Here is a 17,409-nt window from a genome sequence, read left to right as displayed (position 1 = left end):
TCTGCTGAAAGGAACCTCCCATGGCTCTCGAAAAGAAGAACACCAAGCTCGGCGTTATCGGCGCAGGTGGTGTTGGCTCAGCAACCGCCTACGCAGCAACCCTGCGCGGTGCAGCTGATGAAATCGTTATCTACGACATCGCCGGCGAGCGCGCTGAGGCAGAAGGCCTCGACATCGCCCACGGCACCATGTTCGCCCACGAAGCTGAAGTTTCAGGCAGTGGCGACGTAGAAATCCTGCGCGACTCAGACCTCATCATTGTTACCGCAGGTGCTCGCCAGAAGCCCGGCCAGCCCCGCCTCGAACTGGCAGAAGCAAACGTCAATATCTTCAAGTCCATGCTTCCCAAGGTCATGGAGGTAGCCCCCAACGCTATCCTCATGATCGTCACCAACCCCTGCGACGTCCTCGCCGTTGTTGCTCAGAAGATCACCGGCCTGCCCACCGAGCGCTGCTTTGCCTCCGGCACCGTGCTTGACTCATCCCGCCTGCGCTGGCTGATCGCTGAAAAGGCTGGTGTCTCCATCAAGTCAGTTCATGCCAACATCGTTGGTGAGCACGGCGACTCAGAATTCCCCGTCTGGTCAGCAGCCAACATCGGTATGGTTCCCCTTGATGAGTGGACCAACGAAGACGGCGAAAAGGTCTTCACCGAAGAGGTCAAGGCAGAACTGGCAGAAGAAGCTATGCGTGCAGCCTACAAGGTCATCGAAGGTAAGGGTTCCACCAACTACGCCATCGGTATCTCAGCGACCCGCATCGCCGAAGCTATCCTGCACGGCCAGGACGCCGTACTCAACGTCGCAACCCAGGTACGCGGCCGCTACGGCATCGAGGGCGAAGCCGCTCTCTCACTGCCCTCAGTTGTCTCCCGTGACGGCGTCAAGCGTGTACTCGACGTCCCCATGACCGATGAGGAAATCGAGCGTCTGCGCGCCTCAGCCAACGCCATCAACTCCTCACTGGCAACCCTGGGCTTCTAATACCGGATAAGCCACTAGCGCATCCGAAGCCTAGCCCTATAGACAGTGCCGCCCCGCTCCCACCCGAGCGGGGCGGCACTGTTATGTGTGATTCACCAAATTTTCACCGCCCGGTATTTCCCACCTACCGAGAAAGGGGGTAACGTCTACTGTATGAGTAATAACCCTCGTGCCGAACTGGCTCACCTGACCGCCGCCCTCGAAGAGCACCTCAACGCTATTATCAATAGCCGCGGTGAACACGACGCCGCCGTCGACAACACCTACGTAGCCATCGCAAACGCCTTTGAACGCTACGAAGAAGCCCTGTTCGACGCCTACGAAGAGGTCACACCGCTCGAAGTTTTCATCGAAGATGAAGACGACGACGATGACTTTGACTACGACTTCGATGAAGAAGACGACGAAGACGATGATGATGAGGTGGAGTACTACCTCGATGAAGAGCAGAAGTAGACCGGTTACCTAAGTTCTACCTGTTATTCCAAGCACAGCACCGCGAGCGGTGCTGTGCTTTTTCTTTGACTCGCGTAGAGTTTTCTGCTGTGGAATGGATACAAGCAATCATCCTGGGTCTCGTCCAGGGTCTAACTGAGTTTTTGCCGATCTCGTCATCGGGTCATATTCGTATCGTGGGTCAGTTCTTGCCGAACGGTGAGGATCCCGGTGCGGCTTTTACCGCTATCACCCAGCTGGGTACTGAAGCGGCTGTTTTGGTCTTCTTCTGGAAGGACATCGTTCGCATCATCAAGAACTGGTTCGGTTCTTTGGTGGGCAAGGTCGATAAGAAGGATCCGGACGCCCGCATGGGCTGGTTCATCATTATCGGCTCCCTGCCGATTGGTATTCTGGGCATCCTGCTGGAGGACTACATCGATTCAACCTTCCGCAGCCTCTGGATTACCGCAACCATGCTGATTGTGTTCGCAATCTTCCTGGGTATTGCAGACCGTATCGGTCGCGAACAGCGCGAGCTGAAAGACCTCACCATCAAGCACGGTATTCTGTACGGCTTCGCGCAGGCGCTGGCCCTGGTTCCCGGTGTTTCACGCTCCGGCGGTACCATCATGGCCGGTCTGCTCATGGGCTACACCCGTGAGGCTGCCGCCCGTTACTCCTTCCTGCTGGCAATCCCCGCAGTTTTCGCATCGGGTCTCTACAAGCTGGCAGGCAGCATCTCTGAGGGCTTCTCCGGCTACTACGGTTTCGGTTCTACCATGGTTGCAACCCTGGTTGCTTTTGTAGTCGGCTACCTGATCATTGGCTGGTTCCTCAAGTACGTTTCCAACAAGAGCTACAGCATCTTCGTCTGGTACCGTATCGCCCTGGGTCTTGCCCTGTACATCCTGCTGGGCACCGGCGTCCTCGCCGCGTAGACCTGTCTCACTTTTTACCCGCCTGGAAATACCTTTCTGGGCGGGTATTGTTTTAGGAAGAGAAAGTACCGCCCGGGTTGCCCCGGAGTAGGCACATAGCAACTATCGAAAGGTTTTCATGCGAGCTTGGGACCAGCCCACCATTCCGTCACTTCCAGGGCAGGCACCCCTGCCTACCATCTATGACACCGCAGCAGAGGGTCGACTAACCCTCGAACGCGAGGGCCGTGCAGGGCTCTACGTCTGCGGTATTACCCCCTACGACGCCACCCACATGGGTCACGCAGCCACCTACGTAGCATTTGATGTGCTGAACCGGGCTTGGAGAGATGCCGGGGTTGACGTTACTTTTGTGCAGAACGTTACTGACGTTGATGACCCCCTGCTTGAGCGTGCTGAGGCTACCGGTGTGGACTGGCGTCAGCTGGCAGAGGAACAGACAGAACTCTTCCGTACCGATATGGTGGCCCTGAACGTCATTGCCCCCGACCACTACGTGAGCGTTGTCGACTCGGTGCCCTCTGTGGCGGCTGCCGTGCAGAAACTGTTGCACGAGGGCGTGGCCTACCGCGTGCCCGGTTTCACCGATGAGCATGGTGTTACCCAGCCCGACGGTGATATCTACTTCGATATTGAGGCCGCCCAGAAACTGGGTGAAGGCCGCGAAGGCGGCTGGTCGCTGGGTCAGGTGGCCCATTACAGTCTGGAAGAGATGCTGACCATTTTTGGCGAGCGCGGCGGCGACCCTAATCGCCCCGGTAAGCGTAATGCCCTTGACCCCCTGCTGTGGCGCGTTGAGCGGGCGGGGGAGCCTGCCTGGGAGGCGGGGGAGCTAGGACGCGGCCGCCCCGGCTGGCATATCGAGTGCAGCGTGATCTCGAGTGAGTTCTTGGGCGCACCCTTCTCTGTTCAGGGCGGTGGCTCTGACCTGATTTTCCCGCACCACGATTTGGGTTCGAGCCATTCCTTTGCTCTGAACGGTGAGCCTATGGCCCGCCACTACATGCACACCGGCATGGTGGGTCTTGACGGGGAGAAGATGAGCAAGTCCCTGGGTAACCTGGTGCTGGTGTCGAAGCTGCGGGCTGCCGGTGTAGAACCTGCTGCTATCCGCCTGGCGATTATGGATAACCACTACCGCACCGACTGGTTCTGGCAGGAAGATTTGTTGACCAAGGCCCAGGGGCGTCTGGAACTCTACCGTTCGGCTGCGGCAGCTGCCGAGGGGCAGGCCGATGAGGCCGCGCTTTCCCTGCTTGAGAGCGTCCGCCAGCATCTTGCCGACGACCTCAACACCCCCGCTGCCCTGGTTGCCCTTGACCAGTGGGCCCTCTCTACCCTTGAGAACGGTGGTGCCGGCGGTCAGCTGGTAGCCGACCTGCTCATGGCCCGCCTGGGTGTTGATCTGGCACCTGCTGCCTAGTTGTCGTCTTGGTCCTTGAGGAATTTCTCGAACTGGGCCGCAATATCTATTTGGCTGAGGTCAGCGATATCGTCGTTGGCCTCAGCTATTGATTCTAGGGTTCGTACGTAGCTGGCCAGCTCGGGCTCGTCCTCGATCAGGGCGTCGGCCTGGTGGTTCCAGCTGGCGATGTCGTCTGCGCTGCGCTCTAGGGGCATGGGGAAGCCCAGAATCGCTTCGAGGGCAGAGAGCAGGGTGAAGGTTGCCTTGGGGTGGGGCGGCTCAGGCAGGTAGTGGGGAACCGAGACCCAGAGGGAGAGGGCCGGTATATGAGCCTGCCCGGCTTCGAACGCCAACACGCCGATCAGGCCGGTTGGGCCCTGGTAGGCATTGGCTTCTACGCCCTCTAAGGCGAGGACGCTACTGGTATAGCTGGTAACGCTCAGCGGCAGGGGCCGGGTGTGGGGGACCTCATCGAGCAGGGCCCCGCAGAAAACAACCAGGTCAACCTGTTCCCGCTGCACCAGGTCTTTAAAACGCTCGATGTAGGCCTGCCAGTTCATGGAGGGCTCGGGGCCCGAGAGGGTCAGCAGGCGGACGCCGGCGGTGGTGTGTGCCTCGGTGAAGACGGTATCGGGCCAGGTAATGCGCTGGGTGCCGTCCTCATCGATGCTCAGAAGAGGCCGGGTTTCGGTGTAGTTGTAGCAGCCGCTCACGTCAAAGCCGGGTGCCGGTGTAGCGGGGTAGTGCTCCCACAGCGCGCGGAAGGCGTCAATGATGGCGTCACCGGCGTCATTCCACCCTGTGAAACCGACCAGGAGCACGGTGGGGGCGTGAGCCGGTAGGGTGGAGGTGCTTGCAAAATGGTTCAGAGCGTTGAGGGGGAGGGGCTGATTAATCACCCCCATATCCTACTCCTGATAGGCCGTAACCTCTATAGGCAATAGACTAGAGAGTTCCGGGGCGGTAGCTCCGGTGATGTAGCGCTCAGGAGGTAAAGGTATGACGTCCCATCCGGGTCTTCGGATTGGTTCTTTCGCGGGGGCGCCAATATATCTGCGCCCCTCCTGGTTCCCCCTCATGGCTTTGGTTGTGGTGGGTTACGGTATGAACCTGGCGTCATTGCGGTCTTTAACAGAGGTGCAGGGCTATCTGGCTGCCGGTGTGGTTGCAGGTACCCTGGCGCTGGGAGTCTTCGCCCACGAACTGGCACACGCTGCGGTGGGCCGGGCACGGGGGGTGCGGATTTCGTCCATCTCCCTGAACATGTGGGGCGGGCAGACCAAGATGCAGACCGCTTCGGCAGCTACCTCACTGCTGGTGTCGGTGGCTGGCCCGCTGGTGAACTTTGCGGTAGCGGCCCTGTGCCAGCTTATCTGGCTGGTGACGGGTTCCGCCGACTTCTTTGGCTTCGCCTTAGCTGCCCAGGTCAACCTTGCTATCGGTATTTTTAACCTGATACCTGCCTTCCCCCTCGACGGCGGTTATGCCCTCGAAGCCCTTGTCTTTATCCTGGTAGGCCGCCGGTCGGTGGCAACCCGGGTGACGGCCTATACGGGCCTTCTGCTCCTTGCCCTCTTAGCTAGCGCCCTGCTCTTTACCGGCCTGTGGCGATCCCCCTGGGTACTACTGGTGGCCGCTACCCTGGCCTTTTATCTGTGGAGCGGTACCAACCACTCCCTCAAACAACTCGCGCAGGATTCCGACCCTCGCCACCCCCTACGGGCGTCCGCCCTGATGGTCCCCGCCCAGCTCGCTGACCCGCACAGCAGCATCGGTGGTGCCCACCAGCGCTGGGACGGCGTATCCCACCTGCTTCTGGTAGAGCAGCAGGGAGCATCTGTGCGCCCCCTTGCCCTCGTTGACCCTACAACACTCGCTGCCTCGCTGGGCTCTCTTGACCAGCAGCCCCTGGCCGCTATCGCCCAGCCCCTTGCAGCCCGCACTCTGGGCATCCAGACCGGTTACATCGACACCCTCGATGAGTACAGCGGCTTTGCCCACTACCGCTTGCCCGAAGAGCAGCGGGGGCAGAACCTCACCTGGGTAGTGATGGACGCCGCCACCCCCGTAGGGCTGGTGACCTCCCAGGCCATGACTCAGGCGGTGCTCGCCACCGTGGGCGCTGGCACGTCTTCATCTAAATGACCCCACCGCGCTTTTCTGAGACAATAGAAGAAACCAGACCAAAAACGAAAGAGAAATCTGACCTTATGAGCACCCCTACCGGTAGTGTCAACCGTCGTGGCCCCTTCCGCCCGGGAGAGCGCGTCCAGCTAACCGACGAGCGCGGACGCATGACCACCATTACCCTGGCTGAAGGCGGGGAGTACCACTCTCACCGCGGTTTTTTTAAGCACAGCGAGCTCATCGGCAACGTTGAGGGCACCGTGATTGAAAACTCCGAGGGGTTCAAGTTCCAGGCCCTGCGCCCGCTCTACAAGGATTTTGTGCTTTCTATGCCCCGCGGCGCTGCCGTGGTCTACCCCAAGGATGCCGGCCAGATTGTGGCCATGGCCGATATCTTCCCCGGTGCCCGCGTGATTGAAGCTGGCGTCGGCTCCGGTGCCCTCTCTATCGCCCTGCTGCGGGCCGTGGGGGACGGCGGCCACCTGCGCTCTTTCGAACGCCGAGAAGAATTTGCCGATATCGCCCGCGGCAACATCGAGACCTTCTTCGGTGGGGAGCACCCCGCCTGGTCGCTGACCCTGGGCGATTTGGCTGAAGCACTGGGCGAGGTTGAAGAACCCGGTAGCGTAGACCGCGCCGTCCTCGACATGCTGGCCCCCTGGGAGTGCCTGGATGCTGTAGCCACCGCCCTGGCGCCCGGTGGCGTCATCATCTGCTACGTTGCAACCGTAACCCAGCTCTCCCGCGTGGCTGAGGCCCTGCGCGCCGATGGCCGCTTCACCGAGCCCGAATCCCACGAAACCATGGTGCGCGGCTGGCACGTTGAGGGCCTGGCAGTTCGCCCCGACCATCGCATGGTAGCCCACACCGGCTTCCTCATTACCGCCCGTCGTCTGGCCGACGGGGCGGAGCGTCTGGCCCCTAAGCGTCGTGCCTCCAAGACCGATTTCTCAGAAGAGGATCTCAACGCCTGGACTCCGGCAGCCCTGGGTGAGCGTAACGTCTCTGACCGCAAGCTGCGCCGGGCTGGCCGAGATGCCCTGAACCTGGCTGAGAAGGCAGCTTCAGCAGCCCAGAAGGCTGAGGCAGCGCAGACTGACCAGGATTCCGAAAACTAAAACCCCATGACGGCCCCGCTACCCGAGTTTTGGGGTGGCGGGGTTCTGGCTCACCGGTGAGTCTTACCAGAAGGAAGTGCCTCCAGCATGAATGAACGTTTGACCGTCTCGTCGGTTGATTACGAGCGAATTCTGCGGCAGCTCAACATAGCCAACGATAACCGCCGCAACCTTGACCGGCAGTTGCGGGCCGCTGGTGAGCGTAATCAAAAACTGGTGACGGCTCTGACCAAGACCAAGAACGAGATTGAGCACCTGCGCATGGCGCTGGCTCAGGAGGTTGCGCCTCCTCTGAACTCTGCTCTGGTCTTAGCGGTTCACGGTGCCACCATGACCTACCAGGATTTGGCGGACGGGAAGACCCCGGCTGAGATTGAGGAGCATCTTGATGTGCTCTTGGGCGGCCGTCTGGTGCGTATCACCTGCTCACCCCTGTTGCCGATTGCCCAGGTGAAGCCGGGTATGACCGTCCTGCTCAACGAGCAGACCCAGGCCGTGGTGTCGCTGGGGTTTGAGGGCTACGGTGATGTGGTGACGGTGCGTGAGGTGCTCGATCACGATCACCTGGTGGTAGATCTTCCCAACCAGTCAAAGGCTGTGGCCCGCATCTCGGGCGCTCTGGACCCGGACGAGCTGCGGGTGGGTGATACCGTCACCTACGATTCGCGTATTCAGATGGTGACATCTCTGGTTCCCCATACCGATGCCCAGGAGCTGGTACTGGAAGAGGTGCCCGATGTTACCTATGACAATATCGGTGGCCTGGGTGACCAGATTGACCTGATTAGGGACGCCGTTGAACTGCCCTTCCTGCACCCCGATATTTACCGCCAGTACCGCCTCACCCCGCCCAAGGGTATCTTGCTCTACGGCCCTCCCGGCAACGGTAAGACCCTGATTGCCAAGGCTGTGGCTAACTCTCTGGCTGCGCGGGCTGCGGAGCGGTCTGAGAATGGTAAAAAGACCGGCTACTTCTTGAACATCAAGGGCCCGGAGCTGCTGGATAAGTATGTGGGTGAGACCGAGCGACAGATTCGCGATATCTTCTCTGCTGCCCGCGACAAGGCACGAGCGGGCCACCCCGTGGTGGTTTTCTTTGACGAGATGGAGTCGCTCTTCCGCACCCGCGGTTCGGGCCGGTCTTCGGACGTAGAAACCACCATTGTGCCCCAGCTTCTGGCTGAGATTGACGGGGTTGAGAGCCTGGATAACGTCATTGTGATTGGTGCGACCAACCGCGAAGACATGATTGACCCGGCCGTGCTGCGCCCGGGGCGTTTGGACGTGAAGATCCGCATTAACCGCCCCAACAGGGCCGGCGCTGCCGAAATCTTCGGGCTTTACCTGACAGAGGACCTGCCGATTAGTCAGGCTGAGGTGGCACGAGCCGGGTCCCAGCAGAAAGCTGTTGCCAGCATGATTGAGACGGTCATTGAACACCTCTTCTCCGCTGAGCCGGCGAACCGTTACATCAGCGTTGATCTAGAGAACGGCGTGAGCCGCTGGCTCTTCAGGGGCGACTTCCTCTCGGGCGCAGTGATCCGCAATATCGTCGATCAGGCTAAGAAGCTGGCGATTAAGTCTTACCTGTCTACCGGGGCTGAGGGCATCAGCACCGAGCACCTGCTTGAGGCCGTGCGCGCAGAATTCGAGGACCAGGTCGAGGTGCCCCAGGCCAGCGAAATTGAGGACGTCCTCTCCACCCTCAACATTCGTTTGCGCGTGCTTAACGCAGCCCCGGCTCGTGCCGTCGATACCGGAGCGGGGGTCTAGCGATGACTGTTCGCCGTATCATGGGGGCCGAGACCGAGTACGGGGTGCACGCCCCGGAAAAGCCCCACGCCAACCCCACGGTGCTTTCTGCTTTTGTGGTCAACACCTACGACACCCTTTTCAAGCAGGAGCTCTCAGCGGCCCTTGAAACCCGCTGGGAGTACGGCTCAGAAGCCCCGCTAGCCGATGCGCGCGGTTTCGACATGCCGCGCGAGCAGGCCCACCCCACCCAGCTAACCGATACCGCCCACGTGCTCACCAGCGAAGACATCGCGGCAGAAGCCCTGAGCGAGGCCGGGCATTTTGCCGAGCGTATCGACTGGGACGCGGTTACCATGAACTCGATTCTGCCCAACGGGGCCCGTTTCTACGTGGATCATGCCCACCCCGAGTACTCCTCGCCCGAGGTGACTAACCCGCGCGACGCCGTCCTCTGGGATGCGGCAGGCGACCACATCGCCGCACAAACCGTAGCCACCATTGAAAAGGTAACCTCTAGTCAGAGCTCGGCTATGCCCGCGGTCAACCTCTACAAGAACAATACGGACGGCAAGGGCCAGTCCTACGGTTCCCACGAGAACTATCTGGTGCCCCGCACCGTCGATTTTGAGTACCTGGCAGCTAGCCTGCTGCCCTTCTTTGCTACCCGCCAGGTCATGGTGGGGGCAGGACGGCTGGGCTTGGGCCCAGCGGGGGAGCAGGCAGGTTTTCAGATTTCCCAGCGTGCTGACTTCTTTGAGCGCACCGTTGGCCTGGAAACCACCGTCCGCCGCCCGCTGATTAACACCCGCGACGAGCCCCACGCCGACAGCAACCGTTATCGCCGCCTGCACGTGATTACCGGTGACGCTAACCTGTCGCACACCTCCAACCTGCTCAAGTTCGGCACCATGTCCCTGGTACTGAACCTCATCGAGGCCAAGACTGCTCCTGCCATTAAACTGGCTGACCCGGTTGCTGCCATGCACACGGTCAGCCACGACCTGACCCTGAGCGCCAAGCTGCCCCTCGCGGGCGGGGGCAGCATGAGCGCCCTGCAGATTCAGCGGGCCTACCTCGATGCTGCCATCGCGCTAGAGACCAACCCCGATGAGGCAACCGCCGAGATTCTGCAGCTTTGGGGCGAGGTGCTAGAGGCCCTGGCAGATAACCCCCTATCCCTGGCCGACCGCCTGGACTGGGTTGCCAAGTACGCCCTACTGAAGGGCTACGTTGACCGGGGCCTGAGCTGGGATAACCCCAAGCTGGCCGCCATCGACCTGCAGTATTCGGACGTCCGCCCCGGCAAGGGCCTGTACCACAAGCTGGTAGCCCTGGGCCGCATGAAGACCCTCTTCAGCCCCGAAGAGATTGCCCGGGCTGCTGCCGAGCCACCGCGTGACACCCGTGCCTATTTGCGCGGTAAGCTTATCACCACCTGGCCCGACGAGGTCGTGGGAGCCAACTGGGACACCCTCTCGGTACGCAACCCGCTCTCCATCGACCTGCACCGCCTGACCATGGATAACCCCGAGCACTTTACCGCCGAAATCGTTGAACCTCACCTGGGGCTAGAACACGCAGACCAGCTTTTTGCCCTACTGGCCGGCCAGCAGCACAGCTAGCCGTCATACCTCACAGAAAGAGAGACATTATGGACCGCATCCAGCGCCAGCACACCACCTCAACCACCTCCCAGCAGGTAGAAGAGGTAGCCATCGCCCACCAGAACACCGAGGTGAACGAGCAGGCAGTATCAGATATCGATGACCTGCTGGCAGAAATCGACGGTGTGCTCGAAGAAAATGCCGAAGACTTCGTCAAGGGCTTCGTCCAAAAGGGCGGCCAGTAGGCCCAGTCCCTCACAAGCAGCCAGTACCCGCCCCAACGCCTAAGGAAGACCCGTGGAACGCAGAATATTCGGCATCGAAACCGAGTTCGGCATCAGATACATCCCGAAAGGGCTTGGCCCTCTGGCCCCAGAAGAGGCCGCCCGCAAGCTCTTCAAACCGGTGGTAGACACCTGGCGTTCCTCCAACGTCTTCCTGCCCAACGGCGGGCGACTCTACCTCGATGTGGGATCCCACCCCGAATACGCCACCGCCGAGACCGCCTCGGTTCGCGATGCCCTGATTCAGGACAAGGCGGGGGAGTACCTGCTCAATGACCTGGTCAACCAGGCAGAAGATTCCCTCGAAGCAGAGGGCTATCAGGGGCAGATTTTCCTCTTCAAAAACAATGTTGACTCGGCGGGCAACTCTTTCGGCTCCCACGAGAACTACATGCTAGAGCGCAAGGTGGAGTTCTCCCGCCTGGTCCGCTCCCTGATTCCCTTCCTGATTACCCGCCAGATTGTGGTGGGGGCGGGTAAGGTACACCCGGCAGGCCCCCCGCAGTGGGGCGGACGTCCGCTCGGGCCAGAGGGGCAGCCCAGCTTCTCCTTCTCCCAGCGCGCCGACTACATCTGGGAGGGCTCATCAACAGCCACCACCAGGGCCCGCCCCATCATCAACACCCGCGACGAGCCCCACGCCGACGCCTCGCTCTACCGTCGTATGCACGTCATCAACGGGGATTCCAACATGTCGCAGGCCACCACCCTGCTCAAACTCGGGGCTACCGACCTGGTGCTTCGCATGCTTGAGGACTACTACCCCCTCGAGAACTTCGAAATCAAAGACACCGCCACCGCCCTGCGCGTTATCTCCCACGACCTGACCGGCACAGCAACCTTCCCCCTGGCGGACGGCCGTGAAGCCAACGCCCTGACCCTGCAACGTCACTACCAGGTGGCCGCCACCCGCTACATCGAAGAGAAAGGGGCCCACCACGAGGACGTGCCCTATATCCTGGATCTCTGGGGCCGGGCCCTGGATGCGGTGGAAAGCGGCGATACCTCCCAGATCGATACCGAAATTGACTGGGCCATCAAAAAGAAGCTACTCGATACCTACATCGCCCGCGGGGCCAGCGGCTACGACGACCCCAAAATCCAGCAGCTTGATTTGGCCTACCACGATATCGACCCCGCACGAGGCGTCTTTGGCCTGCTCACCCGCAAGGGCCTGGTCAAGAACCTGGTCAGCCCCGATGACATTGCCCATGCCACCGTGCACCCTCCTGCCACCAGGGCCTCCCTGCGCGGCCGCTTCATCAGTGCTGCCCGCAATGCCGGCGAGCCCTTCACCGTGGACTGGGTGCACCTGAAACTCAACAACAAGCCCCACCTGACCGTCATGTGCAAGGACCCCTTCGCCACCGAAAGCGCCGCCATGGATGACCTGCTGGCCACCCTCAACCCCGGCCCCCAGGACACCTGGTCCCCACCCTTTATCTAGGCAAACCGGCAAATTACCAGACCCCACCCAGCTCTATCCGCTAGTATGTACGCGGTGAAGAAAAGCGTTCTGCTGAAGAGCGCAACCTCAAGGAAAGTGAAACCAGTGAAGAAAAAGTCAGCCCTTTTCGCATCCAGCGGCGCCGTGCTCGCCCTCGTTCTGTCTGCCTGCGGCGGCTCCGGCAGCGGCAGCAGCCTCTCAGATGTCGACTACTCCATGAACGGGGCAACCGCCGAACCCTCGGTTTCCTTCGCAACCCCCTTCGCAGCCAACGGCACCGAAGCCTACAAGATTGAGGACGGCGACGGCGCCACCATCGAGGACGGCGACAGCCTGCTCGTTGACGCCACCGTCTTCAGCGGAGCCGACGGCACCTCCCTGGGCACCACCTACACCGACGCACCCATGATTATCCCCGTGGGCGAAGACCTGAAGAACGCCGCCCCCGAGCTATACGACATTCTGATCGGCTCAAAGGTCGGTATGTCCTTCTCTTACTCCACCAACATCGATACCACCTCCACCTCAACCGCTGAGGCAACCCCCACCGTTTCAGCAGGCACCGCCACCAACGTAGAGGTCTACACCGTCTCCGGTAAGCTGCTCAAGAGCGCTGAAGGCACCGAGAACGAGAAGAAGTCATCCGCCCTGGAAAGCTTCTCCCTTGCCGATGACGGCACCGCCACCCTGACCCTGTCACCAGACCGCGGCGATGCCCCCACCGAGCTTTACACCGAAGACCTCATCACCGGCACCGGTGCAACCGTGAGTGAATCCGACACCCTCTACGTCAACTACGTTGGCGTGACCTGGTCAGACGGCACCCAGTTCGACGGTAACTTCGGCGCTACCCCCACCGCCCTCTCCCTGAACGGCGTCATCGAGGGCTGGAAGCAGGGCCTGGCCGGTAAGACCGTCGGTTCCCGCGTCCTGCTGGTCATCCCCAGCGAGCTGGCCTACGGTGAGGACGCCGCCACCAGCGGCGCCCCCGAAGGTGCCCTGGTCTTCGTGGTAGACATCCTGGGCTCCTCACCCACCCGCACCGCCGCAGCATCAGCTAGCGCCTCAGCCGACGCGTCCGCAGATGCCAGCGCAACCGCTACCGAGTCTGCTTCTGAGTCTGCGAGCGCTGAAGCTACCGCTTCAGCTAGCGAATAAGACCTCTGTTATCACTCGATTAGAAAAGGTAAAACCTCATGTCATTTGGTCAGCGTAATCTCGACCGTAGCAAGCCCGAAATCGATTTCCCCGAAGGTGGCACCCCCGAAGAACTCATCATCATCGATGAGATTGAGGGTGCTGGCGAGGTCGTTGAGGCTGGCGATACTGTTTCAGCTCACTACGTGGGTGTAGCTTTCTCCACCGGTGAAGAGTTTGATTCTTCCTGGGGTCGCGGTGAGCCCCTGCGTTTCCAGGTTGGTGTCGGTATGGTGATCCGCGGCTGGGACGAGGGCCTGCTGGGTATGAAGGTGGGCGGCCGCCGTCGCCTGGAGATCCCCAGCGAGATGGCTTACGGTTCCCGCGGTGCCGGTTCTGCTATTGGCCCTAACGAATCACTGATTTTTGTGGTTGACCTGGTAGACGTCATCAAGCGTTAATTCTCGCTGCGGGCTTGTGCCTGCGCGTGTTTGGCCCCCGGTTCGAAAGAGCCGGGGGCTATCTTTATGTATGTGACTTCTAAAGCTGTTGAACGTGCTGCTGCCTTACTTGATGTGCTTTCGTCTGCCCCTTGGGGGCTGGATCGGGATGCTGTGCGCCAGCGGGTGCCGGGTTATGACCAGGCGGCGACCGATGCTGCGTTTGAGCGTATGTTTGAGCGCGATAAGCAGGTCTTACGGGCCCTGGGTGTTGAGCTGGTGGCTGAGCGGGCTGATCGTTCTCGGCTGGGCTTTGTGTATCGGCTTGAGGCTAAGTCGCAGGCGGTGGCTGATTTTTCGGCCTTGGACGTGGTGGTGCTGAGCCACTGTGCGCGGGCCTGGGAGGGGACCGAGGTGGAGCGGTTGGCTCGTGCTGCCCTGCTCAAGGTGGGGGCGAGTGTGGGCCAGCGTCTGGGTGGTGAGCTGGGGGAGCCCGCCCGGTTTACCACGGTCCCCGGGGTTGCCGAGTGCCTGGCGGCGGTGGCTGAGGGTAAGGGCGTGAGTTTTCGCTATACCGGTAGGGACGAGGTGCGCACGGTTACCTGCTGGGGGCTGGGTTTGCGGTTTGGTCACTGGTACCTGGTGGGCTGGGATAGGGCCCGGCAGGGCCAGCGTATTTTTAGGCTTGATCGGGCGGCAGGTTTGTCTGTTCTGGCTGTTGAGGGGCCGCAGCCCCCTGCCTCTTTTTCGATGGTGCGGGAGCTAGCTGCCCTTGAACCTGAGCAGGTTCCGCAGGTAGCTACCGTGCCCCTGCTGCCCGGGAAGGGGGCGGACGGGGTGCAGCTGGCTCCCTCCTACGGGGTGGTGGAGTCTGCCCTGCAGGCGATGAAGGGCGGACGCACCCACCGGCTCCCGGAGGGCACATCAGCTCCTGGCGTGGTGGGGGACTACCAGCAGAAGGTCGCTGATGAAGAGGAAAGACTACGGCAGGAGCTGCGAGCCTGGCACACCCCGGCGCCCAATATCGCTGCTCCTGAACGAACAAAGGCCTGGAAGCCTGTAGCTGCTCAGCGGGCCCGTGAAAGTGCTTCCGATCAGCTCATGAGGCTTCTGCTCATGGTGTCCCTGATTGAGAGTACCGGGGGTCTGCCCCTTGCTACCCTGGCAGATTTCTTTTCAACGACGGAGCAGAAGGCCCGCACCCAGCTGGAAGGTTTAGCCAGCAGCCTCGGGTTCGAGTCTTTGAACCTAGACATTAACTCTGCGGGGTTCGTGACCCTGCGGGGGCAGCAGGTGCTGACCCGCGGTGTATCACTGACCGAAACCGAGGCCCTGGCGCTGAGCCTGGCTCTCGACCTGTCGGCCAGTCTCGATACAGAGTCCTTTTACCGCCACCTACGACAGAAAGTGTGGGCCTCGGTTGCTACCGAGAACCTACCCGAGGTTGCGCCCATGCCTGAACGGGTAGGGGTCTATCGGGCCGATCTTGACCCCCTAGTACAGCGGGCTCTTGATCAGCAGATTCCCCTCGATATCACCTACAGCTCCCACCGGTCTGTCTCCCGCCGCGTCATTGAACCGCTGGCCCTCATCGTTGATAACGGGCCCCGCTACCTGCAAGCCTGGTGCCGGCTGAGCGGGCAGGTGCGGCACTTTAGGCTTGACCAGATATTGAGTATGGCCCCGGTTGAGGGTGATAGCTTCACCCAGCAGGTGCTGACTGAACCCGAGGCGGGGGAGGGCACGTCCGCCCCTATCAGCCCCCGAAGCTGGCTCACCCAGCTCACCAAGGGGCAGGTAGCTGCCGAAATGATGATTTTGGCCGTTTCGAAAAGCCTACCCCCTGCCCTACGGGAAAAGACCCACAGCGTTTTGCAGCGGTATGCGCTTGAAATCGCCGAAGAAAACGGTGTGACCTTCTACAAAATACCGGTTGCCCATACGCTGTGGGCCCTGCAACTTCTGATAGATCTTGGACCCACCGTCCGACTACTAAGCCCCGACCACCTGCGGGCTAGCCTGCTTGAGCTGCTGGGTGACTAGCCGGTCAAAATAAAGCCCTGCAACCGCTGGCAACCCAACACCCAGCAGAATCAGTGCAAGGCCACAGCAAAATATTCTCAAAACTGTTGCCGATTGGCATATATAATTGTCACTATGCCTTGGTGGTTTTGGATAGTTTTGTGGACCGTGCTCGTCGTGAGCTCGCTCTGCCTGCTAGCCTGGCTGCTATACCGCGTCTTCCGCAAAGCCTTGGGGGCACTCGACGCCGCCCAAGAGTGGGAGTCCACCATTACGGATGCACTGGGGCAGGCTAGCCACGCCCAGCCCCTCAGAGAAGAACCTCAACCGGCTCTTTTCACCCCCGTAGGATCCGCCTACGCAGACTACATCCAGGGCAAAAACACTCGAACGCTCGACCGAGCTCGCCGTCGCTCCCAGCGCCGTGATGAACTAGGTCAGCCCCAACTCCTCGGAGACCTCAAACGTCTTCAAGAAAGGTGATACTAATGAATATTCAAGGTTGGCACTGGGTCGTCCTAGTCATCATCGTCATTCTCCTTTTCGGTGCTCCCAAGCTTCCCGGCATGGCCCGCAGCCTCGGCCAGTCCATGCGCATCTTCAAATCTGAAGTTGACGGCCTGAAGAGCGATTCCAATAAGAATAACCAAGCAAACGGCGATACCAACGACTCCGTTGTTTCCGGTGAGGTCATCAATAACCCCACCACTACCGACCAGAACAAGGGCTCACAGAACTAAGTTCTCGCCACTAGAGCGTTCGTGAGTTAACCGCCCGACCCGTACCCTGGCCACCAGGGTGCGGGTTTATGGGCTCCAAGAGTTTCAGCAGAAGGCACCCATGGCTAAATCAACCAGCCGAAAGAATAATCCCCAGGCCACCATGGCCCTCGGCGAGCACTTTCGCGAATTCCGAAACCGCCTCATTAAAGCGACAGTAGCAACTGTAATCTGCGCTATTGGCGGATTTTTTCTCTATGAGCCTTTTATGAATGCTATCAGTGCTCCGGTGTACGCTATCAACACTGAAGAGGGTCGTACTGCTGCTCTGAACTACTCCACTGCAATTTCACCTTTCGACCAGATGATTCGAATTTCGCTCTACATTGGTCTGGTTATTGCAAGTCCCGTTTGGATTTATCAGCTTTGGGCCTTCATCACTCCGGCTCTGTATAAAAAAGAGAAGCTCTACACACTAGGTTTTACCTTTACAGCACTTCCGATGTTCTTGTTAGGAACTGGCCTGGCCTGGTGGTTACTCCCCAGCGCAATTTCAACATTGACCCAGTTCAGCCCTAACGGTGCAACCAACTTACTGACAGCCGATGTTTACATCAGTTTTGTGGTCAAGTTTATGCTTGCTTTCGGTATCGCTTTTGTTCTTCCGGTTCTCCTGGTTGGTCTTAATTTCATTGGATTAATTAGCGGTAAGGCGATGCTTAAGTCCTGGCGATGGGTAGTTCTAATCGTGGCTATCATTGCGGCTATGGCTGCGCCTGGCGGCGAAATCATGTCCATGGTCTACCTCATGCTTCCTCTGCTCTTTTTCTTCTTCCTTGCGATTGGGATATCTCTCCTCAACGATAAACGCCGAGCTAAGAAGCGGGCTCGTATAGAAGCAGGTCTTAGCGACGAAGAACTCAACCGGGCCACCAGCTTCGAAGAGCTCGACCAGCTGGGTCGCTCCTAAACGTTCCCGCCCCGGTGTACAG

17 protein-coding genes are annotated in these 17,409 nt (G+C 60.1%); 16 read left to right on the top strand and 1 reads right to left on the bottom strand.

Annotated elements, in window-relative coordinates:
• Window positions 1-20: 20 nt before the first annotated feature.
• The 4 genes from L7A20_RS06095 (at window position 21) to mshC (ending at window position 3,782) form a co-directional block, all read left to right on the top strand.
• Entirely contained in the window at window positions 21-983 is a 963-nt protein-coding gene (locus L7A20_RS06095) for an L-lactate dehydrogenase (protein ID WP_237185657.1), read from the top strand.
• Window positions 984-1,136: 153 nt separating this feature from the next.
• The gene (locus L7A20_RS06090; protein WP_237211752.1) at window positions 1,137-1,439 is read left to right on the top strand and encodes a hypothetical protein; all 303 of its coding nucleotides are present in this window, start codon (window positions 1,137-1,139) and stop codon (window positions 1,437-1,439) included.
• Between the two features lie 89 nt (window positions 1,440-1,528).
• The gene (locus L7A20_RS06085) at window positions 1,529-2,359 is read left to right on the top strand and encodes an undecaprenyl-diphosphate phosphatase (protein ID WP_237204928.1); all 831 of its coding nucleotides are present in this window, start codon (window positions 1,529-1,531) and stop codon (window positions 2,357-2,359) included.
• 118 nt (window positions 2,360-2,477) lie between these two features.
• Window positions 2,478-3,782 (top strand): cysteine--1-D-myo-inosityl 2-amino-2-deoxy-alpha-D-glucopyranoside ligase, encoded by a 1,305-nt coding sequence (gene mshC / locus L7A20_RS06080; protein WP_237222762.1) that lies wholly within the window; start codon window positions 2,478-2,480, stop codon window positions 3,780-3,782.
• On the opposite strand, the gene L7A20_RS06075 is transcribed toward mshC, so the two are convergent.
• Entirely contained in the window at window positions 3,779-4,663 is an 885-nt protein-coding gene (locus L7A20_RS06075; protein WP_237222761.1) for a PAC2 family protein, read from the bottom strand. The genes mshC and L7A20_RS06075 overlap by 4 nt on opposite strands.
• 100 nt (window positions 4,664-4,763) lie before the next feature.
• On the opposite strand from L7A20_RS06075, the gene L7A20_RS06070 reads away from it, so the two are divergent.
• The 12 genes from L7A20_RS06070 to tatC all read left to right on the top strand — a co-directional run bounded on the left by L7A20_RS06070 (window position 4,764) and on the right by tatC (window position 17,387).
• Window positions 4,764-5,909, top strand: a complete 1,146-nt coding sequence (locus tag L7A20_RS06070) for a site-2 protease family protein (protein WP_237222760.1) — start codon at window positions 4,764-4,766, stop codon at window positions 5,907-5,909.
• A 65-nt stretch (window positions 5,910-5,974) separates the two neighbouring features.
• Window positions 5,975-7,009, top strand: a complete 1,035-nt coding sequence (locus tag L7A20_RS06065) for a tRNA (adenine-N1)-methyltransferase (RefSeq protein ID WP_237206641.1) — start codon at window positions 5,975-5,977, stop codon at window positions 7,007-7,009.
• An 87-nt stretch (window positions 7,010-7,096) separates the two neighbouring features.
• Entirely contained in the window at window positions 7,097-8,782 is a 1,686-nt protein-coding gene (gene arc, locus L7A20_RS06060) for a proteasome ATPase (RefSeq protein ID WP_237222759.1), read from the top strand.
• 2 nt (window positions 8,783-8,784) lie between these two features.
• Complete coding sequence (gene dop / locus L7A20_RS06055; RefSeq protein ID WP_237222758.1) at window positions 8,785-10,386, top strand: depupylase/deamidase Dop; 1,602 nt, start codon at window positions 8,785-8,787, stop codon at window positions 10,384-10,386.
• Between the two features lie 29 nt (window positions 10,387-10,415).
• Complete coding sequence (locus tag L7A20_RS06050) at window positions 10,416-10,613, top strand: ubiquitin-like protein Pup (protein ID WP_237222757.1); 198 nt, start codon at window positions 10,416-10,418, stop codon at window positions 10,611-10,613.
• A gap of 52 nt (window positions 10,614-10,665) precedes the next feature.
• Entirely contained in the window at window positions 10,666-12,099 is a 1,434-nt protein-coding gene (gene pafA, locus L7A20_RS06045; RefSeq protein WP_237222756.1) for a Pup--protein ligase, read from the top strand.
• A gap of 105 nt (window positions 12,100-12,204) precedes the next feature.
• Window positions 12,205-13,257 (top strand): FKBP-type peptidyl-prolyl cis-trans isomerase, encoded by a 1,053-nt coding sequence (locus L7A20_RS11985; RefSeq protein ID WP_272879214.1) that lies wholly within the window; start codon window positions 12,205-12,207, stop codon window positions 13,255-13,257.
• A 38-nt stretch (window positions 13,258-13,295) separates the two neighbouring features.
• Entirely contained in the window at window positions 13,296-13,697 is a 402-nt protein-coding gene (locus L7A20_RS06030) for an FKBP-type peptidyl-prolyl cis-trans isomerase (RefSeq protein WP_237185669.1), read from the top strand.
• A gap of 72 nt (window positions 13,698-13,769) precedes the next feature.
• Window positions 13,770-15,719, top strand: coding sequence for a helix-turn-helix transcriptional regulator (locus tag L7A20_RS06025; protein WP_237222755.1), 1,950 nt, complete (start codon window positions 13,770-13,772; stop codon window positions 15,717-15,719).
• 147 nt (window positions 15,720-15,866) lie between these two features.
• Window positions 15,867-16,181, top strand: coding sequence for a hypothetical protein (locus L7A20_RS06020; RefSeq protein WP_237222754.1), 315 nt, complete (start codon window positions 15,867-15,869; stop codon window positions 16,179-16,181).
• Between the two features lie 5 nt (window positions 16,182-16,186).
• Entirely contained in the window at window positions 16,187-16,438 is a 252-nt protein-coding gene (gene tatA, locus L7A20_RS06015; RefSeq protein ID WP_237222753.1) for a Sec-independent protein translocase subunit TatA, read from the top strand.
• Window positions 16,439-16,538: 100 nt separating this feature from the next.
• On the top strand, window positions 16,539-17,387 hold the full coding sequence (gene tatC, locus L7A20_RS06010) for a twin-arginine translocase subunit TatC (RefSeq protein ID WP_237222752.1): 849 nt from the start codon (window positions 16,539-16,541) through the stop codon (window positions 17,385-17,387).
• Window positions 17,388-17,409 lie beyond the last annotated feature (22 nt).

Origin of the sequence: Rothia nasimurium (assembly GCF_928381415.1) — a bacterium.
In the GTDB taxonomy this organism is placed as follows: domain Bacteria; phylum Actinomycetota; class Actinomycetes; order Actinomycetales; family Micrococcaceae; genus Rothia; species Rothia nasimurium_H.
The sequence above is the reverse complement of the archived record's forward strand: the minus strand, read 5'-3'. Positions and strand labels throughout refer to the sequence as shown.